At 46.0% G+C, this 17283-nt stretch carries 12 protein-coding genes and 1 other annotated feature; of the genes, 9 read left to right on the top strand and 3 right to left on the bottom strand.

All coding sequences use genetic code 11. From position 1 onward, the window contains the following. Nucleotides 1-75 precede the first annotated feature (75 nt). From HNP82_RS11425 to HNP82_RS11395, 7 genes are all read left to right on the top strand, one after another. Nucleotides 76-1119, top strand: coding sequence for a Gfo/Idh/MocA family protein (locus tag HNP82_RS11425; protein WP_183774810.1), 1044 nt, complete (start codon nt 76-78; stop codon nt 1117-1119). A 634-nt stretch (nt 1120-1753) separates the two neighbouring features. Next, nucleotides 1754-3298: a DUF1538 domain-containing protein gene (locus tag HNP82_RS11420; RefSeq protein WP_183774807.1), complete on the top strand. Its 1545-nt coding sequence runs from the start codon at nt 1754-1756 to the stop codon at nt 3296-3298. 11 nt (nt 3299-3309) lie between these two features. Next, nucleotides 3310-3999, top strand: coding sequence for a P-II family nitrogen regulator (locus HNP82_RS11415; protein WP_183774804.1), 690 nt, complete (start codon nt 3310-3312; stop codon nt 3997-3999). 73 nt (nt 4000-4072) lie between these two features. Beyond that, nucleotides 4073-4374, top strand: a binding site (T-box leader). A gap of 145 nt (nt 4375-4519) precedes the next feature. Continuing rightward, nucleotides 4520-5743: a tyrosine--tRNA ligase gene (gene tyrS / locus HNP82_RS11410; protein ID WP_183774801.1), complete on the top strand. Its 1224-nt coding sequence runs from the start codon at nt 4520-4522 to the stop codon at nt 5741-5743. 297 nt (nt 5744-6040) lie between these two features. Beyond that, nucleotides 6041-7360 carry a hypothetical protein gene (locus HNP82_RS11405; protein WP_183774798.1) on the top strand — a complete coding sequence of 440 codons (1320 nt, stop codon included), beginning with the start codon at nt 6041-6043 and terminating at the stop codon, nt 7358-7360. A 232-nt stretch (nt 7361-7592) separates the two neighbouring features. Continuing rightward, the gene (locus HNP82_RS11400; RefSeq protein ID WP_183774796.1) at nt 7593-8954 is read left to right on the top strand and encodes a radical SAM protein; all 1362 of its coding nucleotides are present in this window, start codon (nt 7593-7595) and stop codon (nt 8952-8954) included. Between the two features lie 28 nt (nt 8955-8982). Further along, nucleotides 8983-9996: a hypothetical protein gene (locus HNP82_RS11395; protein WP_183774794.1), complete on the top strand. Its 1014-nt coding sequence runs from the start codon at nt 8983-8985 to the stop codon at nt 9994-9996. Between the two features lie 14 nt (nt 9997-10010). Here HNP82_RS11395 and HNP82_RS11390 read toward each other — a convergent pair whose 3' ends face one another. The 3 genes from HNP82_RS11390 to HNP82_RS11380 all read right to left on the bottom strand — a co-directional run bounded on the left by HNP82_RS11390 (nt 10011) and on the right by HNP82_RS11380 (nt 14710). Next, nucleotides 10011-10541, bottom strand: coding sequence for a TetR/AcrR family transcriptional regulator C-terminal domain-containing protein (locus HNP82_RS11390; protein ID WP_183774792.1), 531 nt, complete (start codon nt 10539-10541; stop codon nt 10011-10013). A 94-nt stretch (nt 10542-10635) separates the two neighbouring features. Then, nucleotides 10636-12735 (bottom strand): glycogen debranching protein, encoded by a 2100-nt coding sequence (locus tag HNP82_RS11385; RefSeq protein WP_183774790.1) that lies wholly within the window; start codon nt 12733-12735, stop codon nt 10636-10638. A 25-nt stretch (nt 12736-12760) separates the two neighbouring features. Further along, a complete protein-coding gene (locus HNP82_RS11380) occupies nt 12761-14710 on the bottom strand; it encodes an ABC-F family ATP-binding cassette domain-containing protein (protein WP_183774788.1) in 1950 nt (649 codons plus the stop codon). A 170-nt stretch (nt 14711-14880) separates the two neighbouring features. On the opposite strand from HNP82_RS11380, the gene HNP82_RS11375 reads away from it, so the two are divergent. Both HNP82_RS11375 and HNP82_RS11370 read left to right on the top strand, forming a co-directional pair. Further along, nucleotides 14881-15543: a redox-sensing transcriptional repressor Rex gene (locus HNP82_RS11375; RefSeq protein WP_183774785.1), complete on the top strand. Its 663-nt coding sequence runs from the start codon at nt 14881-14883 to the stop codon at nt 15541-15543. A gap of 188 nt (nt 15544-15731) precedes the next feature. Further along, complete coding sequence (locus tag HNP82_RS11370) at nt 15732-17270, top strand: NAD(P)H-hydrate dehydratase (protein WP_183774782.1); 1539 nt, start codon at nt 15732-15734, stop codon at nt 17268-17270. The last annotated feature ends 13 nt before the right edge of the window (nt 17271-17283 follow it).

Raw genomic sequence — 17283 nt, 5'->3', positions numbered from 1 at the left:
GTATATCATGCCCATTTGTCAGGCAACTCATAGGATTCCCAGTCGTGCTGATTTGTAAAACAGGAGGTAAGTGACATGGAGAAGATTAAAGTTGGTATCATTGGCTTTGGTTTTATGGGGCACAATCATGCGGACATGGTTCAGAGTTTTGACGAAATGGAACTTGTGGCTGTATGTGATACAAACCCAGAACAGCTCACCGATGTTCCAGCAGGCGTTAAGATCTATGATAACGCTGATGATTTATTAAAAGAGGATATTAATGTTGTTATTATTTCAGTTCCAAATCCTCTGCACAAAGAGATGACGGTCAAAGCTGCCAGAGCAGGCAAGCACATTATCTGCGAGAAACCGGCGGCAATGAGCGTTGCGGAATTTGACGAGATGGTTAAAGTGACACAAGAGTGTAATGTCATGTTTACCATCCATCATCAGAGAAGATGGGATTATGATTACCGCCGCATGAAAGCTGTGTTTGATCAGAACCTTGTGGGCGATGTTTATATTATCAAATCTCAGCTTTATGGTGTTAACGGAAATATGCATGACTGGCATATTTACCCTGAGATGGGCGGCGGAATGCTTTATGACTGGGGCGTACATCTCATCGACCAGATTCTCCAGATGGTTCCAAGTGAGATTGACACCATTTTTGCCGATGTTAAAAATGTTATCAATGAGAAAGTAGATGACTATTTTAACATTATCGTTCGCTTTAAAAATAATATTACTGCTGAGATTGAGCTTGGTACATACTATCTCACACCGAAGCGCGGATGGTTTATCGGCGGAAATAAGGGCAGCGCTATAATCGACGATTTCTCCGGCGCAGGCAAGATCGTCCGCACAAAACATCTTCTGGAAAATGTTCCCGGAAAGATCACTATGACAGCCGCAGGCCCCACAAGAAGCTTTGGACCGCCAGAACCAGGTCTTCTCTATGAAGAGCCGCTGCCGGATGTAGAGTGTTCCCACAGAGATTATTTTGTAAATTTCATTAACGCTTATTATGGCAAAGAAGAACTGATGGTTAAAAATGATCAGGTGCGCCGTATTCTCCGCTTCCTGGATGCTGTCAGAGAATCTGCCAGAACAAATAAAGCAATTAAATTTGAATAAGTGGTTTAAAATCTGCTGTGATTGTTAGATTTTGACAGATACTTTGAGCAGGGGCTTTTGGCCCCTGCTTTTCTTTTCAACAGACATCATTGCCTGATAGGCCGGGACGGGATATACGCAAAGAAAGGGCATAAGCAAGGAGCGGCGCGGTTTCGCAGATGGCGTGGGCTGATGCGTGTTTTTCAAAAAAACAAAAAAGCCTCTTTTCCAAAAGTGATTTTTCGTGTATAATAAAAAATGTATTATGCAGGAACGGTTCTTCCAAGTGAGCAGAGCGTTCGTGAATTTGTGTGAAAACATTCTTTTTTCTCGTTTTTCGTAAGATAAACAGGCAGTTTTTTGTCTTCAATATTTATTCATCTAAATATTTCCCAAACAAAGGTGTTTTATTTTCGCGGGCAGTGAGCCAAGCAGACGCGCTCGCGTGTCCATTTGGCTTTTCCTACAGTGCCTTTGGCACACATCCCCAGGTGAGGACTGTTCTTTGTATTATACTCTTTGTAACCCGACAACCACAGTATATATCAGACAAAAGATGTATTGTGCCAGATAAAGCTGGTCCAAATCCCACCTAAAAAACGGCGGGTCAGTCTTAGATTATATACTGCCAAAAAGAGAAAGGAATGAGCGCGTATTGAGATCATACCAAACAAAATTGCTTGAGAAACTCAAAGAGGCCCTTGAGGCTGTGCTGCCAATTATTGGTATTGTGATGCTGCTGTGTTTTACCATAGCGCCCATATCCAACAGTATTTTAATGGCTTTTATTATTGGAGCTGTTTTGCTGATTGTCGGAATGATGTTTTTTACATTGGGAGCTGAGATGGCCATGACGCCCATGGGGGAGCGGATGGGTACCCGGATGGCAAAGACAAAGAAAGTTGGTATTGTCGCCCTTATCTGTTTTATCCTCGGTTTTATAATCACCATATCTGAACCGGATCTTCAGGTTCTGGCCGGACAGGTTCCGTCGGTGCCTGACATGACGCTGATCGTGGCGGTGGCGGCGGGGGTGGGAATTTTTCTTGTGGCGGCTATTTTAAGAATGCTGCTGGGGATTCCCCTGTCTTATATGCTCTGGATATTGTATCCTATTGTATTTATTATCGCGTTTTTTGTGCCGGAGGACTTTATTGCAGTGGCCTTCGATTCGGGCGGCGTGACCACAGGCCCTATGACAGTGCCTTTTATTATGGCCCTGGGTATTGGTTTTTCCGCGGTGCGAAGCGATAAACACGCGGAGAATGACAGTTTCGGCCTTGTATCTTTATGCTCCATCGGGCCGATCCTTGCGGTGCTTGTCCTGGGAATGATCTATCATCCCGATGGGGGCGTGTATACTCAGACGGTTATTCCTGATGCGGACAATTCCATAGAGATGGGACGGCTCTTTGCGGAAGGGATTCCCCACTACATGCAGGAGATTTTTGTGTCATTGCTGCCTATTGTTGTCTTTTTTGCCCTGTTTCAGCTTTTCTCACTTCATCTGAACAAGAAATCTATTGTGAAGATTATTATTGGTATTGCCTATACATACATCGGTCTGGTTCTGTTCCTTACCGGAGTCAATGTAGGCTTTATGCCTGCCGGAAATTATCTTGGTCAGGTGATCGCCGGACTTCCCTACGCGTGGGTCATTATTCCTATCGGAATGCTCATCGGTTATTTTATTGTAAGAGCCGAGCCGGCTGTTTATGTCCTCAGGGAACAGGTAGAAGAACTGACTTCCGGGGCCATCTCCGGAAAAGCTATGGGTCTGAGCCTTTCTGTGGGCGTAGCTATATCCCTGGGCCTGGCGATGATCCGGGTACTTACAGGTATTTCCATATTCTGGTTTTTGATTCCTGGTTATCTGCTGGCGCTGATTTTGGCAAAGTTTGTGCCAAAGATTTTCACTGCGATTGCCTTTGACTCTGGCGGGGTTGCCTCCGGACCGATGACAGCCACATTTTTGCTGCCTTTTGCTATGGGCGCCTGTGAGGCCGCCGGCGGAAATGTTGTTACGGATGCTTTTGGCGTTGTAGCCATGGTTGCCATGACGCCGCTCATCACTATACAGATCCTGGGTTTGATCTACAAGATCAAAGATACACGCAAGTCGGAAAATATTTCAAGAACTGTCGTATATGAAGTTCTTCCTCTGGAAGCTTATGGTGATGATGATATTATCGAATTATAAGGGAGATGCCTATGAGCAGATTATATTTAATGGTGACCATCAGTAATCGTAATATGAGGAATAAGTTTCAGGATTTCTTTCAAAGACATGGGAGCTTCGTTGTTTTCGGATCTCTTGCCAGAGGGACGGCCAACAGTGCTATACTGGATTATTTCGGCCTGGAAGCCTCTGAAAAAGTGGTGACGGCCTGTGTTGTGACCGGACAGATGTGGAAGCAATTAAAACACGGTTTGATTCAGGAGATGCAGATTGACGTGGCAGGTACAGGTATTGCCTTTATTATTCCCATGGGAAGTGTTGGGGGGAAGAAAGTACTCCAATTTCTGATCCAGAATCAGCCCTATGAAAAAGAGGAGGAATCGCAGTTGAAAGGAACAGAATATGAGCTGTTAGTGGCTATTGCCGATCAGGGAAGTATGGACGAAGTTATGGACGCGGCCCGCGGGGCTAATGCCGGCGGCGGTACAGTCCTTCATGCCAAGGGCACAGGTATGGAGAGGGCGAAAAAGTTCCTGGGCATATCTCTGGCTGAGGAGAAAGAGATGGTACTTATTGTTACAAAGACGAGTCAGAAGAATGATATTATGAGGGCGATCATGGAAAAATGCGGCCTTGGCACTAAAAACCATACGATTGTCTTCTCACTTCCTGTGACAAGCGCTATTGGATTAAGACAGGAAGAAACTGAAGATGACGCTTGACAATCCGGGATGTTTGTGATAGATTTAAAACAGTCTTTACACAGCGGAATGTTTTTCAGAAACTTTATATGAGTTACAGGCTGTGAAGGGAATAAGTAATTTGTGTGGACACCTACAGAGAGTTGCCGGATGGTGAGAGGCGCAGGCATAGACACAGATGAATACATCCCCAAGCTTCACACTGAAAGCCTGGCTTTGGCCGGTGATTAGGATGTGACGGAGTGCTACCGTTAGCAGGCAGGAGTATCGTTTTTTTTCAGACTTTAGCAGTTTTCCTACAGTGTTAAAGTGTGGGATCAAGCCGTACTTTCTGAGGCAGTCTGGTGCAAGCCGGCTGTGAAAAAAGGTGGTAACACGAAATTTTTCGTCCTTTTATATGAGAGATCATATAAAAGGACTTTTTTATATCACAGGAAAACGCGCTTTTTGTGATATAAAACTCTTTTGCGGGGAGTGCGCTCCTGTGGAGAACAAGCTAAAATCCCCGTGAAAAATGTGTATAAAACAGGAGGTAGATTAAATGAAAATTTTCGAGGAATTAAAAGCCAGAGGTCTTTTGGCTCAGCTTACAGATGAGGAGGAGATCCGGGAACTGGTAAACAACGGAAAGGCAACATTTTATATTGGGTTTGACCCAACTGCCGACAGTCTCCATGTGGGACATTTTATGGCCCTTTGCCTGATGAAACGTCTTCAGATGGCGGGAAATAAGCCGATCGCCCTGATCGGCGGCGGTACAGGCTATATTGGCGATCCGTCGGGAAGAACGGATATGCGCTCCATGATGACACCGGAAGTGATCCAGCACAACTGTGACTGTTTTAAAGAGCAGATGAGCCGTTTTATTGATTTTTCCGATGGAAAAGCGTTAATGGTCAACAATGCTGACTGGCTTTTAAAATTAAATTATATAGAGCTGTTAAGAGAAGTGGGCGCGCATTTCAGCGTCAACCGGATGTTGACAGCAGAATGCTACAAGCAGCGCATGGAAAAAGGATTGAGCTTCCTTGAGTTTAATTACATGATCATGCAGAGCTACGATTTTTACATGCTGTTCCAGAAATATGGATGTAATATGCAGTTTGGAGGGGATGATCAGTGGAGCAATATGCTTGGAGGAACTGAGCTGATTCGCAGAAAGCTGGGCAAAGATGCCTATGCTATGACGATTACCCTTTTATTAAATTCCGAGGGCAAAAAGATGGGTAAAACTCAGAAAGGTGCCGTATGGCTGGATCCGAAAAAGACATCACCTTTTGATTTTTACCAGTACTGGCGCAATGTGGCGGATGCAGATGTTCTTCGCTTTATCCGCATGCTTACATTCCTTCCGCTGGAAGAGATTGACGCTATGGATTCCTGGGAAGGCAGCCAGTTAAATAAGGCCAAGGAAATCCTGGCTTTTGAACTGACAAAGCTTGTACACGGTGAGGAGGAAGCACAGGCGGCTATGGACAGCGCCCGCAGCCTTTTTGCTTCCGGAAACTCTCAGCAAATGCCCACAAGTACCCTGACGGAAGATGACCTGGAAAATGGCGGTCTGGATATTGTCAGCATTCTTGTAAAATCCGGACTTGTACCATCCCGCTCCGAAGGCCGCAGAGCTGTGCAGCAGGGAGGCGTCACTGTTGACGGCGAAAAGATCGACGATTTTAAAAAGGTGTTTGCCGGGGAAGCTCTTGAGGGCGAAGGCATTATTGTAAAACGGGGAAAGAAAAATTTTAAGAGAGTTGTGTTAAAGTGATGGCCTTTGTAACTATTCAGCCATGCCTCTCGGATTCCCGCAGCTAACGCTGCTTTACCGCCGCTTGCGCGGCTGAATCCTCGATTATGGCTAAACGCCATATGTCTGGTTTAATAAAAAAATCCTCTGCAAGTAAACTTGCGCCGTATTTTTATTAAACCAGCCGCATGGCTGAATAGTTACGCCCTTTTTTGAAAAAATGGTGAAATGTCTTTAAAAATTGCCGGATTCATGGTATGATAAGAAAATGCAAAATGATAAAATATAAAGGAGGCGTGGCATAAGCCGCATAATATTATGGGAACAAGTAGTAAGGCAAATCACAGCTCCGTATTCGGTGCGGGAGCATCCGGAAACCGGAAGAAAGGCACTGAACAGAAAAAAGACTGGACATTCTGGTTTATTGTTGGCGTGATCGTTGTGTTCGCTGTTGTGGTCGTGTGTGTCTATTTTGTTAAGCGCTACAATGCATTGGACAGAACTTATATAAAGGTGGGAGATCACGAAGTTACAAAGGTGGAATTTGACTATTATTATAATACCATCACTAATAATTTCCTTTCCCAGAACTCAGACTCACTGCTCTTTATGGGCCTGGATACATCCTCCCCTCTGGACGAGCAGGCATATATTTATGACAGCAATATGACCTGGGCGGATTATTTTACTCAGAATGCCGTATCTGCCATCCAGACGGTAAAAGCGTTAAATGACGATGCGGCGGCTCAGGGATTTGAATATGATGTGACCAGCGACTATGATACTTATATGAGTGCTATTGATTCAACCATCAGCAGCCAGGGCGTAAGTGCAAGTTATTACTATGAGCATGCTTTTGGAGAATTTGCTACTGAGAAGCGTATAGAGCCTTTCGTAAAAGAATATCTCACCTATGAGGCTTATTACAATCAGCTCATTGAAGATAACGCGGCCACAGATGAAGAAGTGCAGGAGGCTTATGAGGCTGATCCGGAAAGCTATGATACTATTGATTACCGTCTCTATTCCATGCCGGCGGATGTAGAAGATGACGCTACAGATGAAGAAAGAGAAGCGGCTCTGGACGAAGTGGAGGAGCGGGCCAACGAGATGGCCGACCGTTTCAGTGACGGCGAGGACTGGCGGGAACTTTGTTATGAGTATGCCAGGGAAAGCGCCAAGGACAGCTACGATCCTGAGAATGAGAGTGATCCTACAGTAGTTACCGGAGGAACATCCGCGACGATCAGCTCCAATTATTTTGATTGGCTCTCTGATGATAGCCGTCAGGCAAACGATATTATGGTTTACCGGGATGAGAGTAATGACGCCTGCTTTATCGTTGTTTTTGACAGCAAAACTCCATATGATCTGGAGACAGATTCCTCAGATATCGCCGGAACTTTGGCGACTGAGCGGGTTACTGAATATATCAACGGACTTCTGGGAGATTATGAAGTGATTGATGACGGACATCATCTGAATTATCTCTATATCAATGATGAGACGGATACAAGTGACACCGCAGATACTGAGGAGACTGCAGACAGCAAAGAAACTTCAGATACTCAGAATCAGACCGTGGACAGCAGCGCTTCCGAGACGGAAGAGACCGAGACCTTGGTTGAAAGTGAATAAAATATTTACTGTTGTATAAAAGTCACAGACGTCTGTGAGGGAGTGTACCTTGCAGGCGTCTGTTTTTGTGAAATACGCCTGTAAGAGCGTTGTTTATCCGATTATTGCCCAGATTTTTTCTCTTGTCCGATTTTTGGACAGTTTTTCCAAAATGTCCCATGACTTTTTTGAAGTTGAGATTTATCATAAGACATGGTTACAAAAGATAGCTAATTAAAAGGAGAGATTAAGTATGAGCAGTCTGGTAGAAAAAGCCAAAAATGCCGCAATTGGTGTTGCGCTGACAAAAGCGCTGCAGTATCTGGATAAAGATCCTGAGACAAACATTCCTAAAGTTATGAACCTTGTAGATAAGGTTGTTCCGGACGGATGGTATGTGTCTCAGAGAAACGCATTCCGAAATGTTATTGAGGAAAAAGGAAACTGGTATCAGTTAATGCTCAGAGTTTGGGAACTGGATCCAGGTGTACGGAATGCCTTCTTTAAAAACTTCATTGTTAACGCCAGCCTTTCAGGAAGTGCTGTTCAGGAAGAGATTATGGAAAAAGAAGGATGTAATGTGCCATGGGCGATTCTCCTCGATCCTACTTCCGCATGTAACCTTCATTGCACAGGATGTTGGGCCGCTGAGTATGGCAACCGTCTGAATTTAAGTTTTGAGGAGCTGGATTCCATTGTTACTCAGGGTAAAGCATTAGGTACATATATGTATATTTTCACTGGCGGCGAGCCTCTTGTAAGAAAGAAAGACATTATCGCCCTTTGCGAAAAACATTCTGATTGTGAGTTCTTGAGCTTTACAAACGGTACACTTATTGACGAAGAGTTCTGCAAAGAAATGCTTCGTGTGAAAAACTTTGTTCCGGCAATCAGCCTGGAAGGTTTTGAGACTGCCAATGACGGACGCCGTGGAAACGGTGTTTACGATAAAGTAAGAAATGCCATGAGACTGCTCAAAGAGCATAAACTGCCTTTTGGTATTTCCGCATGCTACACAAGCCAGAATTATAAGGATCTCACCAGCGAGGAGTTCTTCGATATGATCATTGACGCCGGCGCTCTGTTTATCTGGTTCTTCCACTATATGCCGGTAGGCAATGGCGCGGCTACAGATCTTCTTCCGAAACCGGATCAGAGAGCGGAGGTATATCAGCGCATCCGTGAGTTCAGAGGGACAAAAGCCATCTTTTCCATGGATTTCCAGAATGATGCCGAGTATGTTGGCGGATGTATCGCCGGCGGCCGCCGTTACCTCCACATTAACGCCAGAGGTGACGTGGAACCGTGTGTATTTATTCACTACTCCAACACAAATATCCGTGAGTCTTCACTGCTTGATGCGTTAAAGAGCCCGCTCTTTATGGCATATCATGACGGACAGCCGTTTAATGATAATATGCTCCGTCCTTGCCCGATGCTTGAGAATCCAGAGAAGTTAAGAGCAATGGTTAAAGATAGCAACGCTAAGTCCACAGATTATGAATCTCCGGAAGACGTTGATACTCTCTGCGACAGATGTGTTCCTTATGCGCAAAACTGGAAACCAGAAGCAGAGCAGATCTGGGAGAAAACGTTAGAAGCTAAAAAAGACTGATCATTAAAGGTTAAGAAGGGGTATACGGATGCAAGGGGATATAAACCGGGTACTAATTGAGGGGATGGTAAAAAGGGTGATGGCGGATATGGCGTCATCACCCCGCCGGGCGGTGCGCAATCTTGTGGACTGGGGCGTGCGTTGCTCAAAGGGCGATTCTAAAAATCATTTCCTTGACATGGCTCAGACCATGCTCCAGCAGGAGAACAGCGCCTATTATGACGGATTGGAAGATATACTCTCTCATGTGGATCAGAATATGCTCCTGACCTTTGGAATGAATATTGGTTATAATGGCTGCACAAAAGGCGTTAAAAAAATGCGGGAAATTGAAAAGCGGGAAGGCTATAATATACCTTGGGCCGTCTCCCTTCATATTTCCGGCCGGCGCCTTTTGTCCCAATCTCGGATATATGATGATATTGTAGATCAGGGAGAGACTTTGGGAATCTATACCTACCTGATCTTTTACAAAGACAAAGATATTTCTCATATTCTTCCGCTTTTTGGCGGACATCCCAAGAGTGCTTTTGTCCTGTTCCTGAAAGATCAGCAGCTTTCCGTTGATATTGCTCAAAGGTTAAGGGACTGTAAAAACGTCATGCCGGTTGTGCATGATAATGATATGACTGAAGAAAATTGCAGAATTATGCGGGATGAGAAGCTTCTCTACGGCATCTATACCCGTTACAGCGAGAATGACAGCCAGAAACTTTTAAAAGGGCAGTGGATACCGGAGATCTTGTACGCACACCCGCAGTTTGCTTTTGTTTTATCTGACGGGTCATGCAGTGAGAAAACCCAAATGCAGGTCTACCGACATGTGGTGGATGTTCGGAAATCGCAAAAGTATCCGTTGATCATTATGGACGTCCTTCAAGATGTTCTTACCATTGACTCAATGGTGTCCGCTCATGGCTGCGCAGTCAGCTTTGACTGCGAAGGTACGCTTTACATGAATGGCTGTGCGCACCGGCAGAAGACATACAATATTTTTGAAAACCGCCTGGAAGACATATTAAAATCTGTTTCAGATTGTTAATATGTCTCAGGCGGCTACAACAGATGGTCGGCAATACCTGAAATACATTTTTTTATAAAAGAAGAAAATTCCAATGGGCTGATGCAGTCTCTCTGCACCAGCCATTTTTTCAGGGCACAGATGATCGCGTCGGCATAAAATTCGGCGAAAGGCCGTACAGAAGATTCTTTGGAAAATGCTTCCTCAAGATCTTCCATAAAAAACGCGATGAGAATATCCCTCAGGTAATCGGAAAAGGAGTTCTGTCCTTCCATCTGAAGGGTTTTCTGGTAAAATTCTTTATTGTCAAATAAATATTCACACAAATCGTCGATAACATCCCAACTGGCGGTATAAGTCTTAGTCTTCATGCGGTCAATAAATTCTGTATAATAGATCCAATTGACCAGATCATATTTATCCTTAAAATGATAGTAAAAACTTTTACGATTCATGCCGCAGGCTTCACAGATGCTTCCCACGCTGATCTTTTCCAGGGAGCGGTCCCGAAGAAGCTCTTTTAAAGCCTGAGCAAGGGCATGCTTTGTAATATTTGAATCAGCCATAGGTCACCTCCGGATTGTATCTTAAATAAGTCAAATGAATTCCTGATATAGTATTATACGTTACAGATAGAGAAATTTCAAATGTTTTTTACTATTAAAAATCAGTCTTGACGCCGATGAGTATGGCACAGCTTCGGGGACCGACGGTCATGGAATTTCCGTCAAAAGAAGCTTCCGGGCCAAAGGCGTCTTCGTTGGCTGTGTGAATAAACAATCGCCACTGATAGCCGGATGGAAGGAAGGGAAGGTCCTGGCGGTGAGGCTCCCAGTGAGCGTTGACGGCGAGAAAGATAAAATCGTCCCGAACATCCGGATCTTCCTGCCGCCCGCAGAATAAAAGGCCGATTTGACGGGCATTGTCATCGGCGGCCTCATTCCAGGCAGTGCCGTGGTGGTAGGAAATATCCGGCCATCCACATTGAGCCGGAGCAGTCCTGCCGCGAAGGACGGGATGAGCGCTGCGAAAACGGATCAGCTTTCGGACAAAATGGAAAAGGCTTTGGTTTTTTTCAAGAAGGGTCCAGTCCAGCCAGGAAATTTCATTATCCTGACAGTACGGATTATTGTTTCCAAACTGGGTATTTCCAAATTCATCACCGGCAGGGAACATGACAGCGCCCCGGCTGCACAGAAGAACAGTGAAAGCGTTAAGCTGCATCCGCCGCCGCAGGGCGTTCACCTCTGGATCTAGGGAGTCCCCTTCTTCGCCGCAGTTCCAACTGTTGTTGTCGTTGGCACCGTCAGTGTTGTTCCAGCCGTTGGCCTCATTGTGTTTTTCATTGTAAGCGTACAGGTCGTAAAGGGTAAAACCGTCATGGCAGGTAATAAAATTTACCGAGGCATTCTGGCGCATGCTGGGGGGATAAAGATCCGGGGAACCGCAGATCCGGTTGACTGCCGCGGCGGCGAAGCCGGCATCGCCCTTGAGAAACCGGCGCAGGTCATCTCTGTATTTCCCGTTCCACTCGGCCCAGCGGTTCCAGGATGGAAAGGAGCCCACCTGATAGAGCCCGCCGGCGTCCCATGCCTCGGCGATGAGCTTGACATGGCTGAGTATGGGATCATAGGCAAGGCTTTCCAGAAGGGGCGGGCGGGATAGGGGAGCGCCGTTTTCATCCCTCCCCAAAATAGATGCCAGGTCAAAACGGAATCCGTCAATACGGTACTCAACAACCCAATATCTTAAACAGTCTAAAATAAATTCCCGTACAACAGGGTGGTTGCAGTTTAAAGTGTTTCCAACGCCGGAAAAATTGTAATATTTGCCGTCGGGGGTGAGCATATAATAGATGTTATTGTCAAGTCCTTTAAAGGAGAAAAAGGGCCCTTGTTCATTGCCCTCGGCGGTGTGGTTAAACACAACGTCCAGGATTACGTCAATGCCGTAGCTGTTTAAGGTACGGATGAGGTGTTTCAGCTCAGTGCCTTCCCTGTTAAACTCTGTCGCGGCTGTGTAACTGGTGTTTGGGGCAAAGTAACACACTGTATTATATCCCCAGCAATTTAAGAGTGCATGTCCGTCATAGGTACGTTCCTCGGCAACCTCGTCAAACTCAAAGACCGGCATAAGTTCCACCGTATTTACTCCCAGTTCCAGAAGGTAGGGGAGCTTCTCCAAAAGCCCGGCAAAGGTGCCCCGGTTAGTCACTCCTGAGGAAGGACTCATAGTAAAATTGCGGACATGAAGTTCGTAGATGACCATATCTGAGAAGGCGAGATGACGGTCATGAAAACTTCCCCAGTCAAAATCATCCTGGACAATACGCCCGTGATAAGCGGCGGTCTCAGGCTGTTTCTGTCCCCACACGCTCTGCCCGGTGACGGCCCTGGCGTAAGGGTCCAAAATAAACCTGGAGGGGTCGAAAAGGAGTCCTTTGTCCGGGTCATAGGGACCGTCAAGACGGTAAGCGTACTCGATCTCCTCAATATCCAGATGAAAAACGATCATGGAGAAGGTATCGCCAATACGACAGTATTCCGGAAATGGGAGTACAGCAAAGGGGATCTGTTCCCGGCGGTGAAAAAGACAGAGTTCACAGCGGGTAGCTTTGTTGGAGCATATGGTAAAGCTGACGCCGCCGGGAACAATATTGGCCCCTTTTAGGCGGAAGAGACCGGGACGGATATAAAAATCGCCGATTTTACCTGTGGCAGGAAATTCCGGCAGTGATACATTATTATTTTCATCGGCCATATTCAAATCCTCCTTTGCTGCTCATTCAGCTATTTTCCTGGGAGAGAAGAGCTTCCCATTTTTCCATTAAGGCTGTAAGTTCTGTATCCAGAGCCTCTTTTTCTTTATTAATTTCCATAAGGCGTTCCACATTGGTATAAACTTCTTCCTGGGTCAGAAGTTCATCTAGCTGGGCGGTGCGCTGTTCAATCTCCTCGATCCGTTTTTCGGTCCTGACAATATCATTCTGAATTTTTCGCTGGCGTGCGGCCCGCTCTTTTTGTTGCTGATAATCGGATTTGCTGTTGGAGATTTTGGCGTTATCCGCCGTCCCTTCCCCGGTGCTTTCGACGGACTGGAAAAAAGACTGGCCGGTGCCGGAGATGACAGGGGTGTCTTTTTTCTCCAGATAGTCATCGTAATTTCCCGGATAGTTTTTAATGCCTCCCTGGGAAAGTTCTAAAATACGGGTGGCCGTTCTATTAATAAAGTAACGGTCGTGGGAGACATAAAGGAGAGTTCCGGTGTAACTGCGGAGGGCGTTTTCAAGGATCTCCTTGGATACAATATCCAGATGGTTGGTAGGCTCATCCAGGATGAGAAAGTTTGCGTCGGACAGCATTAACTTGGCCAGAGAAACCCGGCCCCGCTCTCCGCCGGAGAGTTCTTTGATCCGTTTAAAAACATCGTCGCCTGTAAATAAAAAAGCGGCCAGGACTGTACGGATGCGGGTGTTGTCAAGTGTTGGATAGGCATCAGAGATCTCCTCAAAAATTGTCTTTTCCTGGGACAAAAGCTGATGCTCCTGATCGTAATATCCGATATGGACCTTGGCTCCCAGATGGATATCCCCCGTATCTGGTGAGAGAAGACCATTAATGATCTTTAATATAGTAGTCTTTCCGGTGCCATTGCTGCCGATGAGAGCCACCCGCTCCCCACGTTTAATGGAGATATCTACATGGGAAAAAAGCTGATGGCTGCCAAATGATTTAGACAGATCCTCAATGTCAAGGACGTCGTTGCCGCTGATAACATTGGGGTGGAGTACAAGATGCATAGAGGCATTTTCCTCCACGGGTTTGTCCAGGCGTTCCACTTTCGCCAGCATCTTTTCACGGCTCTCGGCCCGCTTAATAGATTTTTCCCGGTTAAAGGACTTGAGTTTGGCGATGACCTCCTCCTGATGGCGGATCTCCTGCTGCTGATTTTGCCAGGCTTTCCATAAAATTTCCCGCTGCTGGGCCTTTTTCTCGGCGTACTGTGTATAATTGCCCGAAAAGACCTGGCCTTTATGATTTTCAATTTCAATCACTTTGGTGACGATCCTGTCAAGAAAATAGCGGTCATGGGCAACAATGATTACCGCTCCTTTATAATTTTGGAGGAAGGTCTCCAGCCAGGCTATGGAATTCATATCCAGGTGGTTGGTGGGCTCGTCCAGAAGCAGAATGTCCGGTTTAGAGAGGAGTAATTTGCCAAGACATACCCGTGTTTTCTGGCCTCCGGAGAGGGTATCGACCTTCTTTTCAAATTCATCTTCCTTAAAACCCAGACCGATAAGGACACCACTGACCTCGCTGTTGAGCCCGTAGCCGTTGGCATCCTCGTAGGCATGGGTCAGACGGGAGTAAGTATTTAAAAGAGGTTCAAGGGCATCGCCAGAGGTGGCGGCGATCTCCTGTTCAAGGGCCTTCATCCGGTGATAAAGGTCAATAATATCTTTTTTGGCCTCCATAACTTCTTCATAAATCGTATTTCCCGAAGAGACCGTGGCAAGCTGAGAGAGATATCCCAGATTTTTTCCTTTGGAAATAACGACTTGGCCTTCATCGGGAGCCATCTCCCCCATAATGATTTTGAGGAGGGTGGATTTTCCGGCCCCGTTGATCCCTACAATGGCTGCTTTCTCGTGATCTTCTATATGAAAAGAAATATTTTTTAAAATTTCATCTGTGCCAAAAGCTTTTGAAATGTTCTGGCATGAAAGTATCATAAAAATCCGCCTTTCTGTAATATTTCACATGTCATTTATCATATCATTTATAATAGAAGAAGTAAAGAAAAACCAGAGACACCGGGATAAACGGATTTGACAATTATAAAACCATTCTATATAATAAACTATAGTCGTTACAAATGATTGAAGTAAGGGAGTGCATAGGTGTGAGCGAGAGAGAAATATCATCGGCTGTTATCCGCAGACTGCCCAGATATTACAGATATTTGGGAGAACTTCTTGAGAATAACGTTGTACGTATTTCTTCTAAGGAATTAAGTATAAGGATGAAAGTAACTGCATCCCAGATTCGTCAGGATTTGAATAATTTCGGTGGGTTCGGACAGCAGGGCTATGGATATAATGTGGAGTATCTTCATGACGAAATCGGAAAAATCCTTGGTCTGGATGCCACTCAGAATATGATCATCATCGGAGCGGGCAATTTAGGTCAGGCGCTGGCAAATTATGATTTTGACCGCATTGGGTTTAAGGTGATCGGTATTTTTGATATAAACCCAAGACTGGAAGGGCTTGCGGTGCGGGGGGTAGAGATTCAGATGGTTGATACCCTTGAACAGTTTATTAAAGACCATGAGATTCACGTGGCAACGCTGACTGTGCCGAAAAAGCAGGCCAGAAGCATCGCAAAACAGCTTGAAACCTGGGGGATCAGGGCTATCTGGAACTTTGCACCCACAGATCTTCACCTCTCGGAGGATGTGTGTGTGAAGAATGTCCATCTGGATGAAAGTCTGATGACATTATCCTATAATCTGCGCCATCGCGGGAAAGAAAAATACAGCTATAAATCCTATATGGAGGATTAATAGAAGGACTTGTGACAGGAAACGGATTAAAAAGGCCGGTAAGGACGGCTTTTTTAATTCGTTGTTTTTTATATCATCATACCACAGGAAACTGCTTTTCCTGTGACATGAAAGCGCTCTGCGCAAAGATCGCACTGAGGCGGAACAGAAAATACCGCTGACGCGGTCCGCCGCAAGCGGAGAGGAAAATGTATTATTGCTATAGAAAGAAGAGGTATATCATGATCTATCTGGCTAACAGCAGAGAAATGAAATCCATTGACACCTATTCCATTGAGACACTGGGTATTCCCTCAGCGGTGTTAATGGAACGCGCTGCCTATGCCACGGCAGTGCGTATCTGTGAAGTTCTTAAAGATACTGAGGGAAAAAAAGTGATTGCCGTCTGCGGAAGCGGGAATAATGGGGGAGACGGCCTGGCTGTTGTCCGTATTTTGACAACCATGGGCGTGTCCAGCGCCTGGTATATGGCCGGGGACACGGCGAAGGCCACTAAAGAGACCGCTCTCCAGATAAAAATTTTGGAAAATATGAAGGTTCCCAGATGTAGAAGCCTTGATGAACTGACTCAGGCGGATCTTATTGTAGACGCTATTTTTGGCATCGGCCTTACCCGTCCGGTGGAGGGCAATTTTGCCAGAACTGTGGAAGCGATCAACAGATGCCGAGCCATAGGCCGCGCTGCTGTCTGTGCGGTAGATATTCCGTCAGGGATCAGTACAGATACCGGCCAGGTTCTGGGATGCGCGGTGGAGGCGGATTTTACAGTGACCTTTGGAACTTTAAAAACTGGTCTTGTTCTTTATCCGGGAGCTTGTCACTCTGGCCAGGTTTTTGTTGAGAATATCGGTTTCCCGATAGAGGCAACAGATCAGGCGCGTATACATACATTTGCTTTTGAGAAGGAAGATATTGTCCGGTATCTTCCTAAGCGTCAGGCTTACTCCAATAAAGGCAGCTATGGGCGGGTACTTGTCATTGCCGGTTCCAAGAATATGGCCGGAGCCTGTTTCTTTTCAGCCAGGGCAGCGTACAACTGCGGATGCGGACTGGTGCGCGTATTTACAGTGCAAGAAAACCATGATGTGATCCTTGAAAAGCTGCCGGAGGCGGTATTGACCACTTATGACAGCACTCTGGTGGATATGGATCTTCTTGACCAGGCCATTGAGTGGGCGGACAGCGTCGTTCTGGGACCGGGGCTTACATGCGCCCCTTATGCTGTAAATATTGTTGCCTATACGCTGAAACACTGTAAAGTGCCCCTGGTTATTGACGCCGACGGTCTTAACATTATTGCCGGGAACGGGAGCCTGTGGGACAGTGTTCCCCAAAATACCGTGTTCACGCCCCATCTCGGTGAGATGTCACGTCTGAGTTCCATGCCTGTGGGGCAGATGTGCCTGGATCTCCCAAAAACATGCAGAGAATTTGCCAAAAATCATGGGATTATCTGTGTTTTGAAAGATGCCAGGACTATAGTCAGCGATGGCGCCAACTGTTTTATTAACCTGTCCGGAAATGATGGTATGGCCACCGGCGGCAGCGGAGATGTGCTGTCGGGGATCATCGGCGGATTTCTGGCCCAGAAAATGGATCCGCTTACAGCCGCCGCTTTCGGGTGTTTTGTCCACGGACTGGCGGGGGACGCGGCCCGGAAAGAGAAAGGGGCCTATGGACTTTTAGCCTCGGATATTATACAATACATGTCAAAGATTATCCGATAGGAAGAAAGGCGTT

This window comes from Catenibacillus scindens, from assembly GCF_014202115.1.
Classification (GTDB): Bacteria; Bacillota; Clostridia; order Lachnospirales; family Lachnospiraceae; genus Catenibacillus; species Catenibacillus scindens.
Note: the sequence above shows the minus strand (reverse complement) of the source record. Positions and strands in the feature narration are given on the sequence as shown.